The 21,623-nt window shown below is 43.0% G+C and carries 18 protein-coding genes; 10 read left to right on the forward strand and 8 right to left on the reverse strand.

Translation table 11 applies throughout. The annotated features are described in order from the left end of the window. Positions 1 to 11: 11 nt before the first annotated feature. Genes ACK4EX_RS10810 through ACK4EX_RS10825 form a run of 4 tightly spaced genes read left to right on the forward strand, consistent with a single transcriptional unit; the run spans position 12 to position 7,084 of the window. Positions 12 to 1,277 (forward strand): quinol:cytochrome C oxidoreductase, encoded by a 1,266-nt coding sequence (locus ACK4EX_RS10810; protein WP_409772679.1) that lies wholly within the window; start codon positions 12 to 14, stop codon positions 1,275 to 1,277. 18 nt (positions 1,278 to 1,295) lie between these two features. After that, complete coding sequence (locus ACK4EX_RS10815; RefSeq protein ID WP_409772681.1) at positions 1,296 to 2,324, forward strand: cytochrome c oxidase subunit II; 1,029 nt, start codon at positions 1,296 to 1,298, stop codon at positions 2,322 to 2,324. Positions 2,325 to 2,347: 23 nt separating this feature from the next. Then, positions 2,348 to 4,147 (forward strand): cbb3-type cytochrome c oxidase subunit I, encoded by a 1,800-nt coding sequence (locus tag ACK4EX_RS10820; protein WP_409772684.1) that lies wholly within the window; start codon positions 2,348 to 2,350, stop codon positions 4,145 to 4,147. Between the two features lie 57 nt (positions 4,148 to 4,204). Then, positions 4,205 to 7,084 carry an FAD-binding and (Fe-S)-binding domain-containing protein gene (locus ACK4EX_RS10825; protein ID WP_409772686.1) on the forward strand — a complete coding sequence of 960 codons (2,880 nt, stop codon included), beginning with the start codon at positions 4,205 to 4,207 and terminating at the stop codon, positions 7,082 to 7,084. Between the two features lie 285 nt (positions 7,085 to 7,369). Here the strand turns inward: ACK4EX_RS10825 and ACK4EX_RS10830 are convergent, their stop codons facing one another. Next, positions 7,370 to 7,918 carry an RNA methyltransferase gene (locus ACK4EX_RS10830; RefSeq protein ID WP_409772688.1) on the reverse strand — a complete coding sequence of 183 codons (549 nt, stop codon included), beginning with the start codon at positions 7,916 to 7,918 and terminating at the stop codon, positions 7,370 to 7,372. A 45-nt stretch (positions 7,919 to 7,963) separates the two neighbouring features. On the opposite strand from ACK4EX_RS10830, the gene mutS reads away from it, so the two are divergent. From mutS to acnA, 3 genes are all read left to right on the forward strand, one after another. After that, positions 7,964 to 10,519 carry a DNA mismatch repair protein MutS gene (gene mutS, locus ACK4EX_RS10835; protein WP_409772761.1) on the forward strand — a complete coding sequence of 852 codons (2,556 nt, stop codon included), beginning with the start codon at positions 7,964 to 7,966 and terminating at the stop codon, positions 10,517 to 10,519. Positions 10,520 to 10,599: 80 nt separating this feature from the next. Further along, entirely contained in the window at positions 10,600 to 11,079 is a 480-nt protein-coding gene (locus ACK4EX_RS10840; protein WP_409772690.1) for a Dps family protein, read from the forward strand. Positions 11,080 to 11,101: 22 nt separating this feature from the next. Further along, positions 11,102 to 13,834, forward strand: coding sequence for an aconitate hydratase AcnA (gene acnA / locus ACK4EX_RS10845; RefSeq protein ID WP_409772693.1), 2,733 nt, complete (start codon positions 11,102 to 11,104; stop codon positions 13,832 to 13,834). A 471-nt stretch (positions 13,835 to 14,305) separates the two neighbouring features. Here the strand turns inward: acnA and ACK4EX_RS10850 are convergent, their stop codons facing one another. Together ACK4EX_RS10850 and ACK4EX_RS10855 are read right to left on the reverse strand one after the other, a co-directional pair. Continuing rightward, the gene (locus ACK4EX_RS10850) at positions 14,306 to 14,800 is read right to left on the reverse strand and encodes a plastocyanin/azurin family copper-binding protein (RefSeq protein WP_409772695.1); all 495 of its coding nucleotides are present in this window, start codon (positions 14,798 to 14,800) and stop codon (positions 14,306 to 14,308) included. A 37-nt stretch (positions 14,801 to 14,837) separates the two neighbouring features. Continuing rightward, entirely contained in the window at positions 14,838 to 15,890 is a 1,053-nt protein-coding gene (locus ACK4EX_RS10855) for a cytochrome-c peroxidase (protein WP_409772697.1), read from the reverse strand. Positions 15,891 to 16,058: 168 nt separating this feature from the next. Between ACK4EX_RS10855 and ACK4EX_RS10860 the strand changes: the two genes are divergently transcribed. The 3 genes from ACK4EX_RS10860 to ACK4EX_RS10870 all read left to right on the forward strand — a co-directional run bounded on the left by ACK4EX_RS10860 (position 16,059) and on the right by ACK4EX_RS10870 (position 17,917). Beyond that, the gene (locus tag ACK4EX_RS10860) at positions 16,059 to 17,072 is read left to right on the forward strand and encodes a 2-oxoacid:ferredoxin oxidoreductase subunit beta (protein WP_409772699.1); all 1,014 of its coding nucleotides are present in this window, start codon (positions 16,059 to 16,061) and stop codon (positions 17,070 to 17,072) included. 80 nt (positions 17,073 to 17,152) lie between these two features. Further along, the gene (locus ACK4EX_RS10865; protein WP_409772702.1) at positions 17,153 to 17,479 is read left to right on the forward strand and encodes an FtsB family cell division protein; all 327 of its coding nucleotides are present in this window, start codon (positions 17,153 to 17,155) and stop codon (positions 17,477 to 17,479) included. A 150-nt stretch (positions 17,480 to 17,629) separates the two neighbouring features. Further along, positions 17,630 to 17,917: an acyl-CoA-binding domain-containing protein gene (locus tag ACK4EX_RS10870; protein WP_409772704.1), complete on the forward strand. Its 288-nt coding sequence runs from the start codon at positions 17,630 to 17,632 to the stop codon at positions 17,915 to 17,917. Here the strand turns inward: ACK4EX_RS10870 and cmk are convergent. The 5 genes from cmk to ACK4EX_RS10895 all read right to left on the reverse strand — a co-directional run bounded on the left by cmk (position 17,908) and on the right by ACK4EX_RS10895 (position 21,515). After that, the gene (gene cmk / locus ACK4EX_RS10875) at positions 17,908 to 18,627 is read right to left on the reverse strand and encodes a (d)CMP kinase (protein WP_409772707.1); all 720 of its coding nucleotides are present in this window, start codon (positions 18,625 to 18,627) and stop codon (positions 17,908 to 17,910) included. The two genes, ACK4EX_RS10870 and cmk, sit on opposite strands and share 10 nt — an antisense overlap. Continuing rightward, entirely contained in the window at positions 18,624 to 19,169 is a 546-nt protein-coding gene (locus tag ACK4EX_RS10880) for a hypothetical protein (protein ID WP_409772710.1), read from the reverse strand. The genes cmk and ACK4EX_RS10880 overlap by 4 nt, the downstream gene beginning before the upstream one ends. Positions 19,170 to 19,333: 164 nt before the next feature. Then, entirely contained in the window at positions 19,334 to 19,759 is a 426-nt protein-coding gene (locus ACK4EX_RS10885; RefSeq protein ID WP_409772712.1) for a PaaI family thioesterase, read from the reverse strand. Further along, complete coding sequence (locus tag ACK4EX_RS10890; RefSeq protein WP_409772714.1) at positions 19,719 to 20,789, reverse strand: alkane 1-monooxygenase; 1,071 nt, start codon at positions 20,787 to 20,789, stop codon at positions 19,719 to 19,721. Before ACK4EX_RS10890 ends, ACK4EX_RS10885 begins: the two co-directional genes overlap by 41 nt. Before the next feature lie 21 nt (positions 20,790 to 20,810). After that, the gene (locus ACK4EX_RS10895) at positions 20,811 to 21,515 is read right to left on the reverse strand and encodes a Crp/Fnr family transcriptional regulator (RefSeq protein ID WP_409772716.1); all 705 of its coding nucleotides are present in this window, start codon (positions 21,513 to 21,515) and stop codon (positions 20,811 to 20,813) included. Positions 21,516 to 21,623: the final 108 nt, after the last annotated feature.

Genomic DNA, 21,623 nt, shown 5'->3' on the forward strand with positions numbered 1-21,623 from the left:
TTCAAGGTCAAATGAATTTCAAATTACATCCTACCCTTCGCAATATTGGAATAGCTCTGCTTGTCGTAGGTATAATTTCACTGGTTTATGCCTTTGTTATTGCTGATTACAGTCATGCAACCCAACACGATGGCATAGCTCATGCAGCTGGTGATCACGCCAGTGAGCATACTGACCACAGTGCACATAACAAACCTTGGGCTGCACTCATGGTCAATACCTTCTTTTTCCTGGCAATATCATTAGGTGCTTTGTTCTTCCTGGCCATCCAATATGCTGCACAGGCTGGTTGGTCTGTTGGAATAAAAAGAGTCCTCGAGGCCATAGCTGGCTTTCTGCCGGTGCCAGGAATTGTAATGCTAATCATTGTAATATCTGGTGTACTTCTTCACAAGCACCACATTTGGCATTGGACTGCTGAAGGGATTTCTGATCCTAATAGCCCGAACTACGATGCTATAATTGCCGGAAAGACACCTTATCTGAATGCTCCTTTTTATTTATTCAGAACCGTAGTTTACATCGCTGGATGGTATATTTTCTTACATTTCCTGAAGAAAAATTCTTACCTCGGCGATCAATCAAACGATTGGAATTGGTGGCGCAAAAACTGGAAGTTGTCTGCCGGTTTCTTGGTATTCTTCGCAATTACTTCTTCTACATCAGCATGGGATTGGATCATGAGTATTGATACTCACTGGTTTAGTACACTTTTTGGCTGGTATGTATTTGCTGGTATGTTTGTAACTTCTGTTACCGTCGTTACACTTACGGTTCTGTACCTTAAAGGCCAAAATTACTTGAGTTGGGTGAATGAAAACCATCTACACGATTTGGCTAAATTCATGTTTGCTTTCTCTATTTTCTGGACCTATTTATGGTTTAGTCAATATATGCTCATATGGTATTCTAACATTCCTGAAGAAGTTACGTATTTCATGCCTCGATTCACTATATATAAAGTACCTTTTATCACCATGCTTGCTCTAAACTTCGTGTTCCCTATTCTCGTAATTATGTCGAGAACTACGAAGCGAATCGGAGCATTTGTTGTGATTGCGGGTATTTCAATTTTGATCGGTCATTGGCTTGATACTTTTAATATGATCATGCCCGGTACAGTTGGTGAAAACTACTCTTTTGGCATTGCCGAAATAGGAATCTTTTTAGGATACGCAGGCGCCTTTATTCTCGTGGTAGGTCGAAACCTTGAGAAAGCACCGCTGCTCATGAAGAATCACCCAATGCTGTTGGAAAGTAAACATCATCACATATAAAAATTAATTTTTGATAAAATGACGATACTTGCAATAATTACTGCTTTATTATTCATTCTAGTTATCTGGCAGCTTATCCGTATCAATGAATTATCTGCAGCAATTAAAAGAGAAGATGTAACAGGGCTCCCAGATCACAAAGAAAACGATACACAAGGCAAACTCTTACTGGGTTTTTTAGTGTTGTTTATGATAGGATTTGTTTACACAGTGGTAGAATGGGGACCACGTGTACTGCCTAAACCTGCTAGTGTTCATGGAGAAAAAACTGATTTTCTCTTTTACCTTTCTCTTGGTATCATTACTCTTGCCTTTTTGATTACTCAGCCATTGTTGTTTTATTTCTCCTACAAATATCGCGGAATCAAAGGGCAAAAGGCTTCTTATATGGAGCACAACAATAAACTCGAATTGATTTGGACCCTTGTACCCGGTTTCGTACTTGTAGTTCTGATTTCTTATGGTTTATCGACCTGGGTAAAAATTATGAACCCCAAGTTTGAGGAAGATCCGATAGTAATCGAACTCTACGCAAAGCAATTTGGCTGGACCGCTCGCATTGCAGGTGAAGATAATAAACTCGGCTATGCTAATGTGCGCTATATCGAAGACGTGAACATTTTGGGTATTGATAAAAATGACCCGAATGGCCTTGATGATATTGTTGTTCAAAACCTTATCAAAATACCGGTAAACAAGCCCATAAAGTTAAAAATGAGGTCTCAGGATGTAATCCATTCAGCTTATTTGCCTCACTTTAGAGTGCAGATGAACTGCGTTCCTGGCGCTGTTACCGAGTTTTCCTTTGTACCGAATAAAACAACTGCCGAAATGCGTCAGGATCCGAAAGTGATCAAGCAAATAGAGCATATCAACAAGTTGAGAGAATCCAGAGGTGAAGACAAATATGAATTCAACTACATTTTGCTCTGCAATAAAATTTGTGGATCTGCCCATTATAACATGCAGATGATCTTTGAAGTTGTTTCTGAAGACGAATACAAAAACTGGCTTAAAGAACAAAAGACTTTTGCTCAAAGTTTATAGTATAAAATTCTAAATATATTCCTATGGCTCATGAAGTTATGACACCCGAAGTAGCTCACCACGAGGAGCACCACCATCACAAGGAGACATTTCTGACAAAGTATGTCTTCTCCATGGATCACAAGATGATTGCCAAGCAATTCTTGATCACTGGCATAGTGATGGGGACAATCGGTATGCTGATGTCGATTTTATTCCGTTTACAGCTTGCCTGGCCAGAACAACCATTTCCTATACTAAAATTTTTCTTAGGCAAATGGGCCAGCGAAGGGGTAATGGATCCATCGATGTATCTCGCGCTGGTTACTATACATGGTACCATTATGGTATTCTTTGTATTGACTGCTGGTCTCAGTGGTACTTTTTCAAACCTTTTAATTCCGTTGCAAATCGGTGCAAGAGATATGGCCTCTGGCTTTCTGAACATGCTTTCTTACTGGTTCTTCTTTGCCAGTAGCCTTGTTATGGTCATTTCTCTTTTTGTACCTGATGGACCTGCAGCTGCAGGTTGGACTGTATATCCGCCATTAAGTGCTCTGCCGCAGGCTATGCCTGGTTCAGGTATGGGTATGACCTTATGGCTCGTATCGATGACTCTATTTATCGTATCATCTCTCCTGGGCGGTATTAATTACATTGTAACAGTGCTCAACATGAGAACAGAGGGTATGTCTATGACAAGATTACCTCTTACAATTTGGGCATTTTTTGTAACTGCTATCTTAGGCGTTCTCTCATTCCCTGTGTTGCTTTCTGCAGCTCTATTACTCCTTTTTGACAGAAGCCTTGGAACTAGCTTTTACTTGTCAGACATTATGATTCAGGGCGAGGTGCTTTCAAATACAGGTGGTAGTCCGATTTTGTATGAGCACTTGTTCTGGTTCCTCGGTCACCCTGAAGTTTACATAATCTTATTGCCAGCATTGGGTATCACTTCAGAAGTGATTTCTACCAACGCTCGTAAGCCCATCTTCGGATACAGAGCTATGGTGGGTTCAATAATGGCTATAGCCTTCCTTTCCTTCATTGTGTGGGGCCACCACATGTTTGTAACTGGTATGAATCCTTTCTTAGGTTCAGTATTCACCTTTACAACCCTTTTAATTGCAATTCCATCTGCAGTTAAAGCGTTTAACTACCTTACAACCCTGTGGAAAGGTAATCTGCAGTTTACACCAGCCATGTTGTTCTCTATTGGTCTGGTTTCAACTTTCATTACGGGTGGTTTAACTGGTATCATTTTAGGTAATTCTGCCCTGGACATCAACGTTCACGACACTTACTTTGTAGTGGCTCATTTCCACATCGTGATGGGTCTATCGGCCATCTTCGGAATGTTTGCCGGAATCTATCACTGGTTCCCCAAACTCTTTACCAGAATGATGAATCGTAAGCTTGGATACTGGCACTTCTGGCTAACATTTATTTCCGCCTATGGTGTGTTCTTCCCAATGCACTTCCTCGGAATGAGTGGTTTGCCAAGACGATATTACACTAATACTGCCTTCCCAATGTTTGATAATTTGGCAGATATAAATGTGGTAATATCTGTTTTTGCAATAATAGGTGGAATAGCTCAATTGATTTTCTTCTATAACTTCATTTACAGCGCCATCAGAGGTCCGAAAGCTCCTCAGAATCCCTGGAGATCAAACACACTGGAATGGACTGCCCCTGTAGAGCATATCCACGGCAACTGGCCTGGCGAAATTCCGAAAGTTCATCGCTGGGCGTATGACTACAGCAAGCCTGGTGCTCCGGAAGATTTTGTACCTCAAACAGTGCCGCTGAGCGAAGATGAGAAAAATACTTTCCATCATTAAGAAAGATTAAACGAACTTTAAACCCGCCTTGTGGCGGGTTTTTTTATTAAGAGATTTATGAACGAAGGAGAGTTAAAGAGTGCTTTACTAACAAAGGGTTTCAAAGGCGAAATATTTGATGATATTCTGCACAAAGTGCTATATGCTACAGATGCAAGCATCTACAAAGAATATCCATTAGCTGTGGTTTATCCGCGCGATGAGGAAGATGTAAAAATTCTTGTGGACACATGCAGAGAAAAAAATATCCCTATCATTCCTCGTACAGCAGGTACCTCACTGGCGGGACAGTGCGTCGGCAGTGGTGTTGTGGCCGATACATCGAGATATATGACCCGGGTGTTGGACTTTGATTTGCATATTGGAATTGTTAAAGTTCAACCCGGAGTAATACGCGATTCGCTCAATGAAATGCTCAAACCTTACGGCTGGTTTTTCGGCCCAAATACATCTACATCTAATAGATGTATGCTCGGTGGAATGGTCGCCAACAATTCTTCTGGCTCAACTTCGGTCAAGTATGGAGTAACGCGTGATAAAGTGTTGGCCATCAGAGGGGTGCTCTCTAATGGTGAGATTATAGAACTTTCGGAGGGTAAAGCTCCTCATTCAATCCTGAGCTCTATGCTCGAACTTCTTTCTGATTCAGCATTGGTAGACGCTGTTCAAAAAAATTACCCTAAAAAAACAATTCACCGCAGAAATACTGGATATGCTCTGGATGTTTTACTCGATCAAATCGACCTTGGGAAAAGAACAGATCGGCTAAACCTTGCAAAACTGATCTCAGGTTCAGAGGGCACATTACTGTTTATAACAGAAATTCTTCTGAAACTGGATCGGCTGCCGCCGAAAGAAGTTGCAGTGATTTGTGCGCATTTTTCTACCATCCGGCAGAGTATGGAGGCAGCCAGAGAAGTCATGAAAGTGAGCCCTTTTGCCTGTGAATTGGTTGACAAAATCATACTTGATTGCACGAAAGAAAATTTAGAACAACGAGAAAACCGATTTTTTATAGAAGGCGATCCTGAAGCGATTTTAGCAATAGAGCTGAGAGCTGATGAAATAAGTGCGCTGCAAAAAGCAGTAGAAACCACTATTGCGCACCTTAAAGAAGCAAATCTCGGCTATGCATTTCCGGTATTATGGAATGACGATACTCAAAAAATTTGGTCGTTGAGAGCTGCCGGCCTCGGCCTACTTTCAAACATCCCCGGACCGGCTAAGGCAATAGCTTGTATAGAAGATACAGCTGTAGACATAGAAGACCTGCCCGATTACATCGACGAATTTGACCAAATGATGGAAAAATTTGGCCAACGATCGGTGCATTACGCACATGCCGGGGCCGGGGAGATTCACTTAAGACCCATCCTCAATCTGCGAGATCCACAGGGATTTAAGCAGCTGCGGCAGATCAGTACAGAGTCAGCCAGATTGGTGAAAAAATACAATGGGTCCTTATCAGGAGAGCACGGAGATGGACGTGTGAGGGCCGAGTTTATTGAAGAGTTTTATGGTCCTCAGATATATCAGGCCTTTTTAAGAGTCAAGCAAATTTTTGATCCGCACAATTTGTTCAACCCCGGAAAAGTAGTGAATGCCCCGCCAATGGATACCTCCCTGCGCGAGGATCCAACAACGCCACTTCAGACCATCGACACCTTCTTTGATTACGGAAGGGAAGGAGGATTTCTGGCAGCTGTAGAAAAATGCAATGGGTCGGGAGACTGTCGAAAGCCCTTTTCGACCGGAGGCACGATGTGTCCTTCGTATCAAGCCACTCTCGATGAAAAAGATACAACCCGTGCGCGAGCAAACGCACTGCGCGAATTTGTTTCGGGTGCTGCTAATGGGCAGAAGGGTTTTGCACATCCTGAATTGAAAGAGGTGATGGACTTGTGCTTATCATGCAAGGGCTGTACGCGCGAATGCCCTAGTAATGTGGATATGGCATCTATGAAGAGCGAATGGCTCTATCAGTACCAGAAAGTACACGGCAAGTCATTGAGCACACTGTTTTTTGGTCATTTTGACCGTCTTGCTCGTTGGGCAGCCCTGTTACCAAGATTTTCAAATGCTCTGCTTGAAAATCGATTCATTGGAGATTTAATTAAGAGATCAGTTGGAATTGCAAAGGAAAGGAAATTACCCGCATTTGCTAAAATACCTTTCCACAGACAGATCAATGAAGCACTTCTGAAAAATCCACATGATCCTGTTGGTTCAGTTTATCTCTTTCTGGATGAATTTATCAATTACAATGAGCCGCACATTGGTAGTAAAGCTATTGAGTTGCTGCAGCAGCATGGGTATGAAGTAAAATTTGTGAAACACGCTTCGAGCGGAAGAGCTATGATCTCTAAGGGGTTACTACCGGAGGCTAGAAAAGTGGCGGAACAAAATGTGGAAATTTTCTCAGAGATTGTGTCTGAAAATGTGCCGCTGGTAGGCATAGAGCCATCGGCCATTTTATCGTTCAGAGATGAATATCCGAGGATAGTTCGCGTACAATTCAGGGAAAGAGCGAAAAGATTAGCTCAAAATGTTTTGCTGCTGGATGAATTTTTTGCCCGAGAGATCAAGTCAGGAAGATTGAAAAAACAGGACAAAGAGAAGGAGGTAAGAACGGTGCACGTACATGGGCATTGTCATCAGAAGGCGTTGAGCTCGCTGCGATATACGCGTGAGGTTCTGGAGTTTTTTGGTTATAAGGTAAAAATTATTCCAAGCGGATGCTGTGGAATGGCGGGCAGCTTTGGCTATGAAAAAGCGCATTACAAACTGAGCATGAAGATTGGTGAGATGGTTCTATTTCCTTATTTGCGCGGGTTAAAAGAAAAGGAGCTGGTGGTGGCGGTTGGAACTTCGTGCAGGCATCAAATTGACGATGGAGTGGGTAGAAAAGCGCTACATTGGGTTGAGATCCTGAAATGAGACATGCTTTGCGCAATCTGAGAATTTTGAGATGAGTTGAATATTGCTATGGAGGTGAATATGTAGACAGATGTTGGATATAAAGAAGAAGAATTGTAAAAGCGTGCTCGATTAGATCACAAACCAAAAGAACGCAGAGCTATCAGTAAGATTAAAACGATTTAAGCGAATAAATGCATAAATGTAGATGTCTCTATCACGAAGCTTTTCGGATAGAGTTTATTTCAGGAAAAATAAATCACTTCAACTTATGGTGCTACAATAAGACGATCTAATGAAGTATGATCAAAGACCGATTCGAGAGCGGAGGTGGTTGAAAAATTCATAGATTACTATGCCGGCGCATACAGAAATGTTGAGCGAATGCTTTGTACCGTATTGCGGCAATTCCAGGCAATAATCGCACCTGTCGATGGCTTCCTGACTTACTCCTAACACTTCGTGACCAAAGATGAGAGCAAACTTTTGATACTGAGCACAAAGGTTTGGTAAATCTGCAGGGGTAATGGAATCTGTGGCTTGTTCGACGGCTATAAGATTATAGTCTTCTTCTTTAAGAATCCTTATGGCATGAAGGATGTCGGGAATGTAAGCCCAAGTGACCGATTCGGTGGCGCCAAGGGCGGTTTTGTGAATTTCGCGATGGGGTGGTGTGGGGGTAGTACCGCAGAGCAGAATTTTTTCAATGCGATAGGCATCGGCTATTCGGAAGATGGAGCCTACATTGTGCATGGATCGCACACTGTCTAATACGATGGTCAGTGGTATTTTTGGAGCCTGTTTAAATGCATTTATATCTAGCCTGCCCAGGGCTTCGTTTGGAATCTTCTGCATATTAGAAACGCTGAAACATTGAGCAAAGGAGCTGACACCCCGCTGATGAAGCAATATTACAGCATCAAGGCAAAATACCCGGATGCGATATTGCTCTTTAGAATAGGTGATTTTTATGAGACGTTTGGCGAAGATGCCATAAAAACGGCACGAGCACTCGATATAGTGCTGACTAAGCGGTCGAACGGAGCAGCAGCTGAGGTAGAGTTAGCAGGTTTTCCACACCATTCGCTGGAGGTGTATCTGCCGCGACTGGTGCGTGCTGGCTATCGCGTGGCCGTGTGCGACCAACTGGAAGACCCCAAGCTGGCCAAAAAAATTGTGAAGCGGGGCGTAACTGAGCTTGTTACTCCGGGCCTTGCACTAAGCGATAATTTTTTGCCTTCGCGGTCAAACAATTTTTTGGCTTCAGTTGTGGCAGGTGAAGATGAAATTGGTCTGGCCCTGGTCGATATATCGACCGGAGAATTCTATTACGCTCAGGGCACCGGCAGCGATATAGAAAAAATTCTTTCATCGACAAAGCCCGGAGAAATCTTATATCCGAAAAAAGCCTATGAAAAACTGGAATCGCTGATTTTGCTGGTGGGCTTTCAATACGGTCTTGACGATTGGATCTATAGAGGTACCTATGCCGAGGAACAAGTGCTTAAGCAGTTCAAAGTAAGTACTTTAAAAGGCTTTGGCTTAGACCAATATCCTGCTGCTGCGCTGGCCGCCGGTGCTGCCCTGCACTATATGCGCGAAGCACAGCAGAAAGATCTATCCCACATTACGGCTATTCAGCGTATTGCGAATGAAGATCACCTTTGGCTTGATCGATTTACCTTTAGGAATTTGGAGATTTTTCAATCTCTGTCGTCCGATGGTACGAGTTTGCTCGATGTAATCGACCACACGCATACACCGATGGGTTCGCGCATGCTGAAGCGCTGGTTGTCGTTTCCGCTTAAAAACACAGACAAAATCAACGAGCGGCTCGATTTGGTAGAGTGGTTTGTACAACATGTGGATAGCGTTCGGCAGTTGGGAGAAAAACTTTCGAAGTTAATTGATATCGAGAGAATTGCTTCTAAGATTGCCACTCAGAAAGCCACTCCAAAAGAGCTGATGATCCTGGCTCGTAGCTTAGCAATAGCTGAAGAAATCACTTCTCTTCTTTGTGTGGATGGCGCAGCCACTCAACGTCTGGCCAGGCGAATGCCAGATACCTCTGGTATTCGTCATCTTTTGTTAAGCCGCCTGCACGAAGATGCTCCAGTAGCTTTGAACAAGGGCAACGTGATCAAAGAGGGTGTAGATGCGCAGCTCGATGAACTTCGAAAGCTGCGCGAAAATGCCCAGAACTTCTTGCTAGACCTGCAGCAGCGCGAAAGTGTAGCTACCGGGATATCGAACCTCAAAGTGGCTTTCAACAATGTGTTTGGCTACTACATCGAGGTGCGAAATACACATAAAGACAAAGTGCCTGCACATTGGATTCGCAAGCAAACACTGGTGAACGCAGAGCGATACATTACAGAGGAGCTGAAAATCTTTGAAGAAAAGATCCTGACAGCGGAGGAAAAAATCGTCACCATCGAATCTCGGCTATTTGCTGAGTTGCTCGAGCAACTGACACTTTCCTTACCGGCATTACAACAGTGTGCACGGGTGTTGGCAGAAACAGATATTTATGTGGCCCTGGCCCATTTGGCACTCGAAATGAATTATACCCGACCTCTGCTGACGGAGAACGAAGTGATTGATATAAAGGCGGGACGCCATCCGGTGATTGAGCAAAAACTGCCACCCGGTAAGGATTACATACCTAACGACGTGCTGCTCGACAAAGAAAAATGCCAGCTGATGATGATTACCGGACCGAATATGTCAGGTAAATCAGCCTTGCTTAGGCAAACGGCATTAATTTGTCTACTTGCACAGATTGGCAGCTTTGTCCCCGCTGAAAGTGCAGTACTTACGCCATTAGACAGAATTTTTGTGCGCGTAGGTGCTTCTGACAACATTTCACAGGGCGAGTCCACCTTTATGGTCGAAATGATAGAAACTTCGCTTATTCTCAACAATATATCCGAAAAATCCCTAATCTTACTCGACGAAATAGGACGAGGTACCAGTACCTACGACGGCATTTCAATCGCCTGGTCGATAGCACGTTACCTGCACGACCATCCGTTCAGGCCCTACACCATGTTTGCCACTCACTACCACGAAATGAATGAGATGGAGAGCCAATTTAAGCGCATTAAAAATTTTTCTATCAGCGTAAAAGAAGCAAAGAATACCATCGTATTTCTTCGCAAGCTGGTACCTGGGGGCAGCGAGCATTCTTTTGGAATTCACGTGGCGCAAATGGCCGGATTACCCGCGTTGGTTATTCAGCATGCCCGCCAGATGCTTGAAAAACTCGAAGAGCGGTCAAAAGAACAAAACAAACAGATGCCTCGAGAAATTCAACTTTCGCTTTTTCAATTAGAAGATACTGTTTTAGAAGAAATTCGCGCATCCCTACGCAACCTTGATCTGAATGCCATCACACCTATAGAAGCATTAATTAAGCTGAATGAAATAAAAAACATTGTGCTCAAAAAGTCATAGTGTAGAACTATTCTAAATAAAACCAATTAATAGGCTTCACGGGCGTTGAAAAGTACTTTTGACAATAAAACAAAAAAATCATGGACAACCTGAATATCATTGGAATAGACAAGCAAAAAGCAGAAGTTTTAGCTGAAAAACTCAACAAGTTGTTGGCTAATTACTCTGTTTTTTACATGAATGTACGCGGATATCACTGGAACATACGAGGTGAAAAGTTTTTTGAACTGCATCAGAAATTTGAGGAATTATATAACGATTTAATTCTAAAAATCGATGAAGTAGCTGAGCGCATTCTCACCCTTGGTCATACTCCATACCATTCGTATGCAACTATTTTAAATAATGCAATTGTACGGCCTCATGAAAATGTAACCGATGGCAGAGAGTGTGTAAAAGGAATACTTGATGCACTGAAAATACTCATCACCAGTCAGCGTGAACTGCTCGACCTCTCCGCTGATGCTAACGACGAAGGCACCATTGCGCTGATGAGTGATTACATTCGCGAGCAGGAAAAACTCAGCTGGATGTACTCAGCCTATCTCAACAAGCAATAACCCCCCAAAACACAAATAGACTATGGAAAACAATGACATCTTCGGCATAGTACGCGAGTTGCCCACGTCTTCGGGCACTGTTAAGTACTATTCTCTCAAAGCATTAGAGGAAGCAGGCCACAAAGTTTCTCATTTGCCGTATTCGATCCGAATCTTATTGGAAAATGCTCTACGCAATTACGACGACTTTGGCATCACTCGCGAGAATATCGAAACCATTCTCCACTGGCAACCCACACCGCCTGACAAGGAAATCCCATTCAAGCCTGGCCGTGTGTTGATGCAGGACTTTACAGGTGTTCCGGCAGTAGTCGATATTGCCTCCATCCGAGATGAAGTTGCCCGTCGCGGCAAGTCGCCTGATACAATAAACCCGCTCATTCCGGTCGATTTGGTTATTGACCACTCGGTGATTGTGGACTATTTCGGAACAAGCTATGCCTACAAGAAAAACGTAGAAGTAGAATACGAGCGCAACCGCGAGCGCTATCAGTTGCTTAAGTGGGCACAGAAGTCTTTCAAAAACTTCTCTGTAGTTCCTCCGGGCATGGGCATATGCCATCAAGTAAATCTGGAATACCTGGCCACTGGCGTAATCGTGCGCGACGGCGTAGCCTTCCCCGATACCTTAGTTGGTACAGACTCGCACACCCCAATGGTGAACGGTATTGGTGTAGTTGCATGGGGCGTGGGAGGTATAGAAGCAGAAGCTGCTTTGCTTGGTCAGCCGATTTATTTCATTACTCCTGAAGTTGTAGGCCTTAAACTTACCGGTAGCTTGCCTGTAGGTACCACTGCTACTGACCTGGTGCTTACTATCACCGAGCTTCTCCGTCGCCATAAGGTAGTCGGCAAATTTGTAGAAGTTTTTGGCCCAGGCCTTGCTAATCTCTCTGTACCCGACCGAGCTACGATCTCCAATATGTCGCCAGAGTTCGGCTGTACCATAACTTACTTCCCCATTGACGATCGCACGCTCGAATACATGCGAACCACCAACCGCAGCGTAGAAACAGTGAAGTTAGTGGAAGACTATTGCAAAGCTAATCTCCTCTGGCGCGACGACAACGCTCAAATCCAATACTCTCAACTCATTGAGCTAGACTTATCTACTATTGAGCCTACTGTTTCTGGACCGAAACGCCCGCAAGACAAAATCTTGCTCAAGGAATTTAAGAGTAAATTCATCTCACTTCTAGAGACCAATTATGGCCGAAAGTATCTGCCGGTAGAAGAGCGAGGTGAGATGGAGGTAGAAGATGCTGACGTAGCTGTAGCTGAGGAAGTAAAAACCCTTCGTACAGCTGCAGTTAGAATTGGTACTGAAACCGAACAAATCTCTGACGGCAGTGTGGTTATAGCCGCTATCACATCTTGCACCAATACTTCCAACCCCTCTGTAATGATAGGTGCAGGTATCCTCGCACGCAAAGCCCGTGAGCGCGGTCTGAACGTAAAGCCCTGGGTAAAGACTTCGCTGGCTCCCGGTTCGAAGGTGGTGACCGATTACCTCGAGCGCTCAGGTCTGCTCACCGACCTGGAAGCGCTTCGTTTCCATGTAGTAGGCTACGGCTGTACTTCTTGCATAGGAAACTCCGGCCCGCTCCCGGCACCAATAGCTAAAGCCATTGACGAGAATGACCTTGTAGTAGCTTCAGTACTCTCAGGCAACCGAAACTTTGAAGCCCGGGTACACCCTCAGGTCAAGATGAATTTCCTGATGTCGCCCATCCTGGTAGTAGCCTATGCTATTGCCGGAAGAGTGGACATCGACCTGATGAATGAACCCATAGGGTACGACCCCAATCTCGAGCCAGTCTACTTGCGCGACATCTGGCCATCAGAAGATGAAATCCGAGCTACCATTGCGCGCGTAATTACACCCGATGATTTCAAGCGCAGTTATTCTACCATCTTCGAAGGCGATGAGCAATGGCAAGCCCTCGATGCACCCACTGGTAAAACTTTCCAGTGGGATAGCTCATCAACCTACATCAAGGAAGCACCCTTCTTCAAAAACCTGCCCGATAAACCTTCTACTCCAACAGATATCGAAGGTGCACGCGTGCTCTTGTGGTTAGGTGATAGCGTTACTACCGACCATATTTCGCCCGCTGGTTCTTTTAAGGAAGATTCTGCCGCCGGCAGGTACCTCCTCTCTCGCGGAGTAGAGAAGAAGGACTTCAATTCATACGGTTCACGTCGCGGCAACGACGAAGTAATGGTGCGCGGTACTTTTGCCAATGTACGCATCAAAAACCGAATTGCAACGCGCGAAGGAGGATACTCAGTACATATACCCTCAGGTGTAGAAGACACAGTATACGATACTGCTATGCGTTACAAAGCTGAAAATACGCCTCTCATCGTGCTTGCTGGTAAAGAGTACGGTTCTGGTTCTTCGCGTGACTGGGCAGCTAAAGGCACCTATCTGCTCGGTATACGCGCTGTGATTGCCGAGAGCTACGAGCGCATCCACCGCTCAAACCTGGTTGGAATGGGAGTGATGCCACTTCAATTCCTCGACGGTCAAAATGCTGACTCCCTTGGCCTTACAGGTCGTGAAAGTTTTACTATATCTGGCATAACGGAGGGTCTTACACCGGGAAAACTCCTCACCGTAACGGCTACTGATCACACCGGAGCTCAAAAGACCTTCCAGGTCATTTGCCGTCTCGACTCAAAAATCGAAATCGCCTACTACACGCACGGAGGCATCCTTCAGTACGTACTCCGTCAGTTCTTGGCAAATTAATTCACCAATATTTTTCTAAATTTATGCCGCTTTGCGATGTTTCGCAAGGCGGTTTTTTATTTGGACATCTAATGCATTTTCCAGCTTGCGGTTTATGGCCGAGCCTATCTCATGAAGAGGGTCTTATGCCTACTTGCACCAGTAATTGATTGATTCTGCATTTTTTTTGTGTAGTAAGAATTTTAATCTTTTGATGCTAATTAAGTAAAGTTGTAAATAAGCTATTACCTACAAAAGAGTTTTAGTGCCTAATTCTGTCGATTGATCATCTGTTTTTTAAACATAAAACAATTAAGTAGCATCACCAACCATGCATCAATTTACTAAGTGAGTCAATGATACGCAATATATTGATTTATTTTTTTAATCAAATAGCCCAAAGCGCATTTGTTTAAAACTGCTGAGTTTTTAAATAAAAAAGGTGCCCGAAAAGTTTCGGACACCTTCTAAATTGTTAGCTTTTTACTTCAATTACATTACAACAAACTTACCTTTCATCATGCCGTAATGACCGGGGAAGGTGCAAATGAAGTCGTAGATTCCCTTTTCAGGAGCATCGAACTCAATAGTAGTTTCTTGACCACCGCCGATCATATCTGTTTTTACAATTACTTGATCTGCTTTGGCAGGGTCGATGTATCCGTTGTCTTTGTGGTTGATAGCTGCAGTTGCGAATTCAGCCACATCAGTACCTTGCTTTAGAAGTACCCAGTTGTGACCCATTGATTCAATAGGCAACTGACCTACGTGCTTGAGGGTGAGTTTTACTTTTTGACCTGCTTTCACATCAATTCGATCCAGGTTGTACTTCATTTGGTCGTTGGCCTCAATCACCACTTCTACCATTGTGGGTATTTCTTCCTGAACTGCTTGCTCTTCTTGAGCATTAGCTGCTTCCTTCTCTGCCCCTCCGCCACATGCAGCTGCTAGGGCTAAAAATAAAATGGCTAATCGGTTGGTCTTCATTTTTCGATATTCTATTTATGGATTTTTTATTTTCAACTTAGTTAGAGGCAATATGTTTAGGAATTTCACCAGTAAGACTGCGCAAAAATGCTACAATGGCATCTGTCTGTTCGTTACTTAGGTCACGACCTAACTGGGTTGTGGCCATAATGCGTACAGCTTTGCTAAGGTCGGCCACACTGCCGTCGTGGAAGTAAGGCCAAGTTTTCTCTACGTTGCGCAGTGAGGGAACTTTAAATACATACATATCTGCCTCATTCTTAGTAACAGCGTATCGACCTACATCTTGGCGCTCTGAGCCGGTGTATTCCCAGTAGGGGCCTTTTACCAAACCAAATTTTTGATACATGTGTCCACCCAGATTCACACCAGTATGACAAGTGATGCAACCGGTTTCAATAAAAGTCTTAAGACCTTCGCGCTGCTTAGCATCAAGTGCAGCGTAGTTTCCTTTAAGGTATTCATCAAAAGGTGAAGGGGTCAACAGTGATTTTTCGTATTCAGCTATAGCCAATGCAATATTGTGATATGTGATAGGATCTTTTTCGCCCGGAAAGGCAGCTTCAAACAAAGCTTTATATTCAGGAATAGCCTTAATTTTAGCAACAGCCTCTTTTTCGTTTCTCAGTCCCATTTCCACCGGATTTAGGATGGGGCCTTTGGCTTGCTCTACGAGATCAGCAGCTCTGCCATCCCAAAATTGGGCTATGTGCAAGCTTGCGTTATAAGAAGAGGGGCTATTGCGCTCGCCACGAGCTTTTTTGTCAAAACTTGGCGATGTAGGCTCGTTGTCGACACCATAGTTTGCTACTTGATGGCAGGTGTTGCAGCTCATTTGGTTGTTGGCTGAAAGAGCAGTTTCGTGGTACAGCTTTTCACCCAACTTGAACAATGGGGATTCTAAATCTACCTCGATTGATGGTAGAGGCTTGAAAATGTTTGAAGCAGTTTTCCAAAGGGTTGAATCTTCTGCGGTGAAGGCTGCTTCTGCTTCAGCAGCGCTCTCTTTTTCGGTTGACTGATTACAAGCCTGGCTTGTAATGAGAGCAGTGATCACTGCAGCTGATACGATTAGTGTGTGCTTTTTCATAGGCCTTATTGTTTTGAACAAAAGTAGTGAAGTTATATTTATTATAAAAATCTAACAATATTTATTTTTGATAGAAAAATACTATAAAAAAACATCACCTTTTTATCTGATGCAAATCATTTGCGAAGCTTACTGCTTGAGTACCTTTGTAAAGAAAATAAAAAATCAATGAACGTCTTAACAGCCAAGGACTTTGCGAGTGATCAGGAGGTAAGGTGGTGTCCTGGTTGCGGTGATTACTCCATATTAAAGCAAGTTCAGAGCGTACTTCCTGAAACAGGTTTGAGACCAGAAGAAATTGTCTTTGTAAGTGGTATTGGTTGCTCATCGCGCTTTCCCTATTACATGAATACCTATGGCATGCATGGTATACATGGCAGGGCTGCTACTATTGCAACCGGTCTGAAAATGACTCGCCCTGAGCTGAGCGTATGGATCATTACTGGTGATGGCGACGGCCTCTCCATCGGTGGAAATCACACTATGCATCTGCTTCGAAGAAATCTGGACGTTCAGGTTTTACTCTTTAACAACGAGATTTACGGACTTACAAAAGGACAATACTCGCCTACTTCAGAATTCGGAAAGAAGACAAAATCTTCACCTTTCGGCACTATTGATCATCCTGTGAATCCAATTGCATTGGCACTTGGTTCACAAGGCTCTTTTGTAGCTCGCACCATTGATAGAGATCCCCAGCACTTGCGCTATATACTGCGCGAGGCCATTGCTCACAAAGGCACATCCTTCATTGAAATCTACCAAAACTGCAATGTTTTCAACGACGGTGCTTTTGAAATTTTTTCAGATAAAACACACAAAGCTGAGAATACTATCAATCTTGTGCCTGGTCAACCATTGATCTTCGGTGTACATCAAGATAAAGGAATTCGTCTAGATGGATGCACACCTCAAATTGTCACATTAGGAGATAAATTTACTGCAGACGATCTTTGGATTCACGACCCAAAAGATTTGACAAAGGCATGGATATTGGCTAACTTTTTTGAGATGCCTGGCGATGAAAACTTCTTCCCACGACCTTTTGGAATTTTCTATCAAACCAGTCGCCCTACCTATGAGTCGCTGGCTAATGAACAAATCGCTCAGGCAAAGGCAACGAAAAAAGACCTTTCACTCGATAAGTTGATAGCCGGTTCACAAACCTGGGTGGTGAACTGAAATAACAATACATTGTGGATAACCCCAGCAGCCGCATAACTTGGGAATAGCGCTGTTTACCTTTCTTTGTATTGGTTAAAATGAAAAAGGTACTCAACAGCATCAGAGAGCTTATAAATCATCCTTCACTTGTATGGATGAAAAATCGATATGTGCTCTCAGGTGTTCTTTTTTTAATATGGATGCTTTTTTTAGATACCCATTCTCTTAAAATTCATTACAAACTTTATAAAGAAATACAGCAAACTCGAAGAGCCATCGATTTTTACAAATCAGAAATTGAAAAAGATAAAAAGCTGATTCAACAGCTGGAGAGCAATCCAGATATGCTTGAGCGCTTTGCCAGAGAACAGTACTACTTCAAAAAGCCAAATGAGGCGATTTTTATCGTAGAACTCAATGAGTAATTTTTGTAAGAAGTTTTTAAGTAATTGATTTTCATCATTATACTATTTTTGCCAAGCTATTAAAATACCAAGTAAAAATTCACATTAGAGAACTAACCATCCTCTATTTCTTATCGTTAATTAAAATGTATCTGACAAGATCTAGTTCCCATGTATTTAGAAGAAATCGCCCTGCCTTCAGTTGCTAAAATTTCTGATGCTGATTTTCAGAAGGTTATTAAGTCAGTAAATTTTTATGAATTGCCTTTAGATATTCGAATTTTATTAGAAGCATATAAAAATCAAGCAATTATAGGTGATAATCCTTATCCAAGGCCTGAGCGATATTCCATGGTAATGGAGACGTTGCTACACGATGCATGGGCTCGTCTCAAAGGCATGCCTAAAAGCGTTGCTCAAAAGGAATTTATCCGTCTGTTAAAATCTGTTCAGCACTGAACTTTCTGAGATTCTTCGACCATTGCCTGTACCTTATTAGCCCAGCTTATAGCTAATTTTAGTTGTTCTTGTTGTGTAAGATGGCTGTTGTCAAGTACAATAGCATCCTCTGTTTTTATCAATGGGCTATCAGCACGGGTAGTATCTAAGTGGTCGCGATGGTTCAGATTTTCTCTTACTTCTTCGATAGTGGTGTTGTATCCTTTATCTTGAAGCTCCTTCCAGCGTCTTAATACGCGTACATCCTCATCGGCGGTCATAAAAATTTTCAGCTCGGCATCGGGAAAAACCACAGAGCCAATATCTCTGCCGTCCATCACTACGCCACCGGTTTTTCCCATGCTTTTTTGCAAGTGTACCAAATGACGGCGTACTTCGGGAATTGCTGCTACTTCACTTACAATAGCGCTTACGGCAGTTGAGCGGATTTTATCCTCTACATTTCGACCATTTAAAAAAGTTTCGCTCTTTTTATTGTCTGGATTGAATTGGAAGGCTATGTGAATGTCGTTGAGTTTATTTATTAGTTCAGGACTTATTTGTCCGTCATTAACTAAATTATTTTCGAGGGCATACAAAGCTACAGCACGGTACATAGCCCCAGAATCAATGTAGTTTAATCCCAAAGCCACTGCCAGATCTTTGGCAAGTGTTGATTTGCCCGTCGATGAATATCCGTCGATAGCTATGGTGAGCTGTTTGGGATTCATGGATTTTTAGTCAGTGTGTATTCGTATTTAAAGTTGACCATTCCGAGATTTTCGACGTTTTCAGCCTGCTCAAAGGTGATTTTTAGTTGATTATCTGATTGTCTTGTCACCTGTACAACTATGGTGTTTGGGTTGCTTTCTCCTATCCGCACCATCTCAATTGAGTTCACCTCAGCTTTCGTAATTTGATAACTTGAGTTTTGCTGAGAGTAACTGTAGAGCTGATCCATTGTTTGCAGATTTTGGCCTGCTACTCGAATAGTAGTTTCAAATGTTCCTTGACCTTCGAAATGGAGGCGGTCAAAAGCTGCATTTATTACACAGTTTAATTCACCGTTTTTTATCGATCTGATCAACTCATATTCGACACCTGATAGGACTATGAGTGCTGAAGCCTTGTAAGTGGTTGATCTCCATGTGCCAGGTAAAAGTTCTTTGAGTGGTTTAATGGGCGGTTCGGGATCGGTTTTGCTCTTTTTTTTACAAGAAATGAAAGTTGCTATAAGTAGTGAAAAAAATAGATATTTTAAAGTATGAGACATTCGATTGAGTTTCAGCAAAGGTACAATTTTACAAGAGTATTCACAAGAAAAGAACATTCAACCGACTTTTGTATGTTTGTTGACAGATTTATTTTACGAAAATGATTAATTAAGGGAAAATAATTCCGCTAGGAATTGAGTTTGCTCTCGCTATGTCTTGAAAATTAATTTCTTTTAGAAACAACCATATTTGTAAGCTTACAATGGGAGATTAACTTTCCTTCAGTGTCGCGAACTTCGATCTCCCAAAGATGTGTGCTTCTCCCTAAGTGGATGGCTTTGGCAGTGGCAATGACTTTGCCTTCTGATATGGAGCGCAAGTGATTGCAGCTGATTTCGATGCCGTACACTTGCTGAGTATTGCGATCGATGTGTAAGGCTGAGGCTGCACTGCCCACGCTTTCGGCCAGAGCCGCCGTGGCACCACCGTGTAATACGCCATAGGGCTGATGCACTTGCGGGCCTACGGGCATTTCAGCTACCAAATAGTCTGTTCCTACATCAGTATATTGAATATTAAGCGTATCCATCAATGTAGTGCGTGGGCGCTCATTGAACTTGCGAAGCAATTCTTCCTTGCTGATCTCCATGTAATTGATTGATTTTTTTATTCATTACGTAAAACCAAAGCGGGGGAACGAGCGTAAGAAGCATCATTCCCGGGTACCCTGTGGGCATTTGTGGACTTTGATCGTAATGTTTCAAAATTTGATATTTACGGTAAGGGTTTTCATGGTGATCGCTGTGTCTAGAGAGTTCAAAGAGCACGCTTCGACCGATGATGTGATCAGAGTTCCACGAATGGGTCACGTTTACATCTTCATATCTGCGCTCGCTTACTTTTTTTCGAGCAAGTCCATAGTGTTCGATATAATTTACTGTTTCGAGCAGTAAAAATCCGGTAGAGGCTGAGAGGAGAAAAGCGATTAAAACAGTTTTACCAAAAAATACGTAGACGCATATTAAGAGAGCTGCCTGAACCAGCATGAGAATCAAGAAAAGATTGTGAACACTAAACACTGGTAATTTCTTCCGCTTTAGCCGCTCTTTTTCAATTTTGTATGCTGATATAATGCCCTGACTCACAGCTCGCAGCCAGAAGGTGTAAACCGGTTCGTTAAATCGGGCTGAAGAAGGATCGTGAGGTGTACCTACGTTCTTGTGATGTCCCAGGTTGTGCTCAATGAAAAAATGCGCATAAAGCGAGGTGGAAAGCAGCCCCATAGCGATTCGTTGCATCCATTTTTCGACTCTATGGCCCAACTCATGTCCTACGTTTATTCCCATTACACCGGTATGCACTCCAAAGGAGAGCGACCTGCCCCAAAAAGTGAGCTGTGATGGATCGACTGTTGCGATGTTGTGCAAAAAATATCCAAAAAGGGCGAATTGACTTGCTGCTGCTGCAAGAATAAAAAAATCAAAAAGATTGTCTTTAATCAAAATAGCTTCTTCGCTATCAGAAAAATTGGAAGGATCTGCCTGGAGTATTAATTCAAGTAGAGGAAGAACACCAAAGGCATAAATAACCGTGGCAAATGATAACCAGCCCTCCGTTTGAAATGCTAATACAGTAAACAAAGTGATGGTAAAAGAAAGCAGATATCGATACTTTCTCATAGGCAGATCTCTACATCTTCGTCAGTCATAAACATTACCTATGTGAGCAAGTTCACGCTTGTTGAGCAGTTTTATTTTTCGGCCTTTGTTTTCAATGAGATTTTCGTCTTTGAATTCTGAGAGCAGTCGAATCACAGTTTCTGTAGCTGTACCCACCATGTTAGCAATTTCTTCGCGTGTGATGCTTACGTTTAGACATCCGTCTTCATCAGTACCGAAGGAATTGTCGATAATCAGCAAAACTTCAGCAAGGCGTTCGCGTACTGACTTTTGGGCGAGATTGGTAATGATTTTACCGGCATCACCCAAATCTTTGCATGCTAACTTCATAAGGTCGAGCGTGAAGGCCGGATTGCTCTGAATGAAGTGAAAGAGCACGTGCTTTGGAATAAAACAGGCATGTGTTTCATCCATTGCATACACAGAGGCACTCACTGGTTCACCGCTAAGCAATGAGCGATATCCAATCAGGTCGCCCTCCTTTCCGAAGCGAATTATTTGCTCGCGCCCTTCAGAGCCCATTCGGGTTATTTTCACTTTTCCTTTGTGAATACAGTACACGCCATTATTGCGGCTGCCTTCTACCAATAGGGTTTGGCCTTTCTTGAAGAAGGCACACCCTTTTTCTCGCTCTACATAGTCTAATTCTCCATTGTGCAGCGAACGCAACTGTGAAATTTTGAATGTAACACACGAGTTACATGACAGCGGAATGTCTGATTTCATGGTGTGCAATTTATCATGACAAATATAGTAAACTTTTATGACTTTTGGGATGTTTTAATGAGCTTGGTCATACTTTACAAAGCCGTTTGAACAAACTTTTGCAGCCAA

Source organism: Thermaurantimonas sp., from assembly GCF_046299575.1.
GTDB lineage: Bacteria > Bacteroidota > Bacteroidia > Flavobacteriales > Schleiferiaceae > Thermaurantimonas.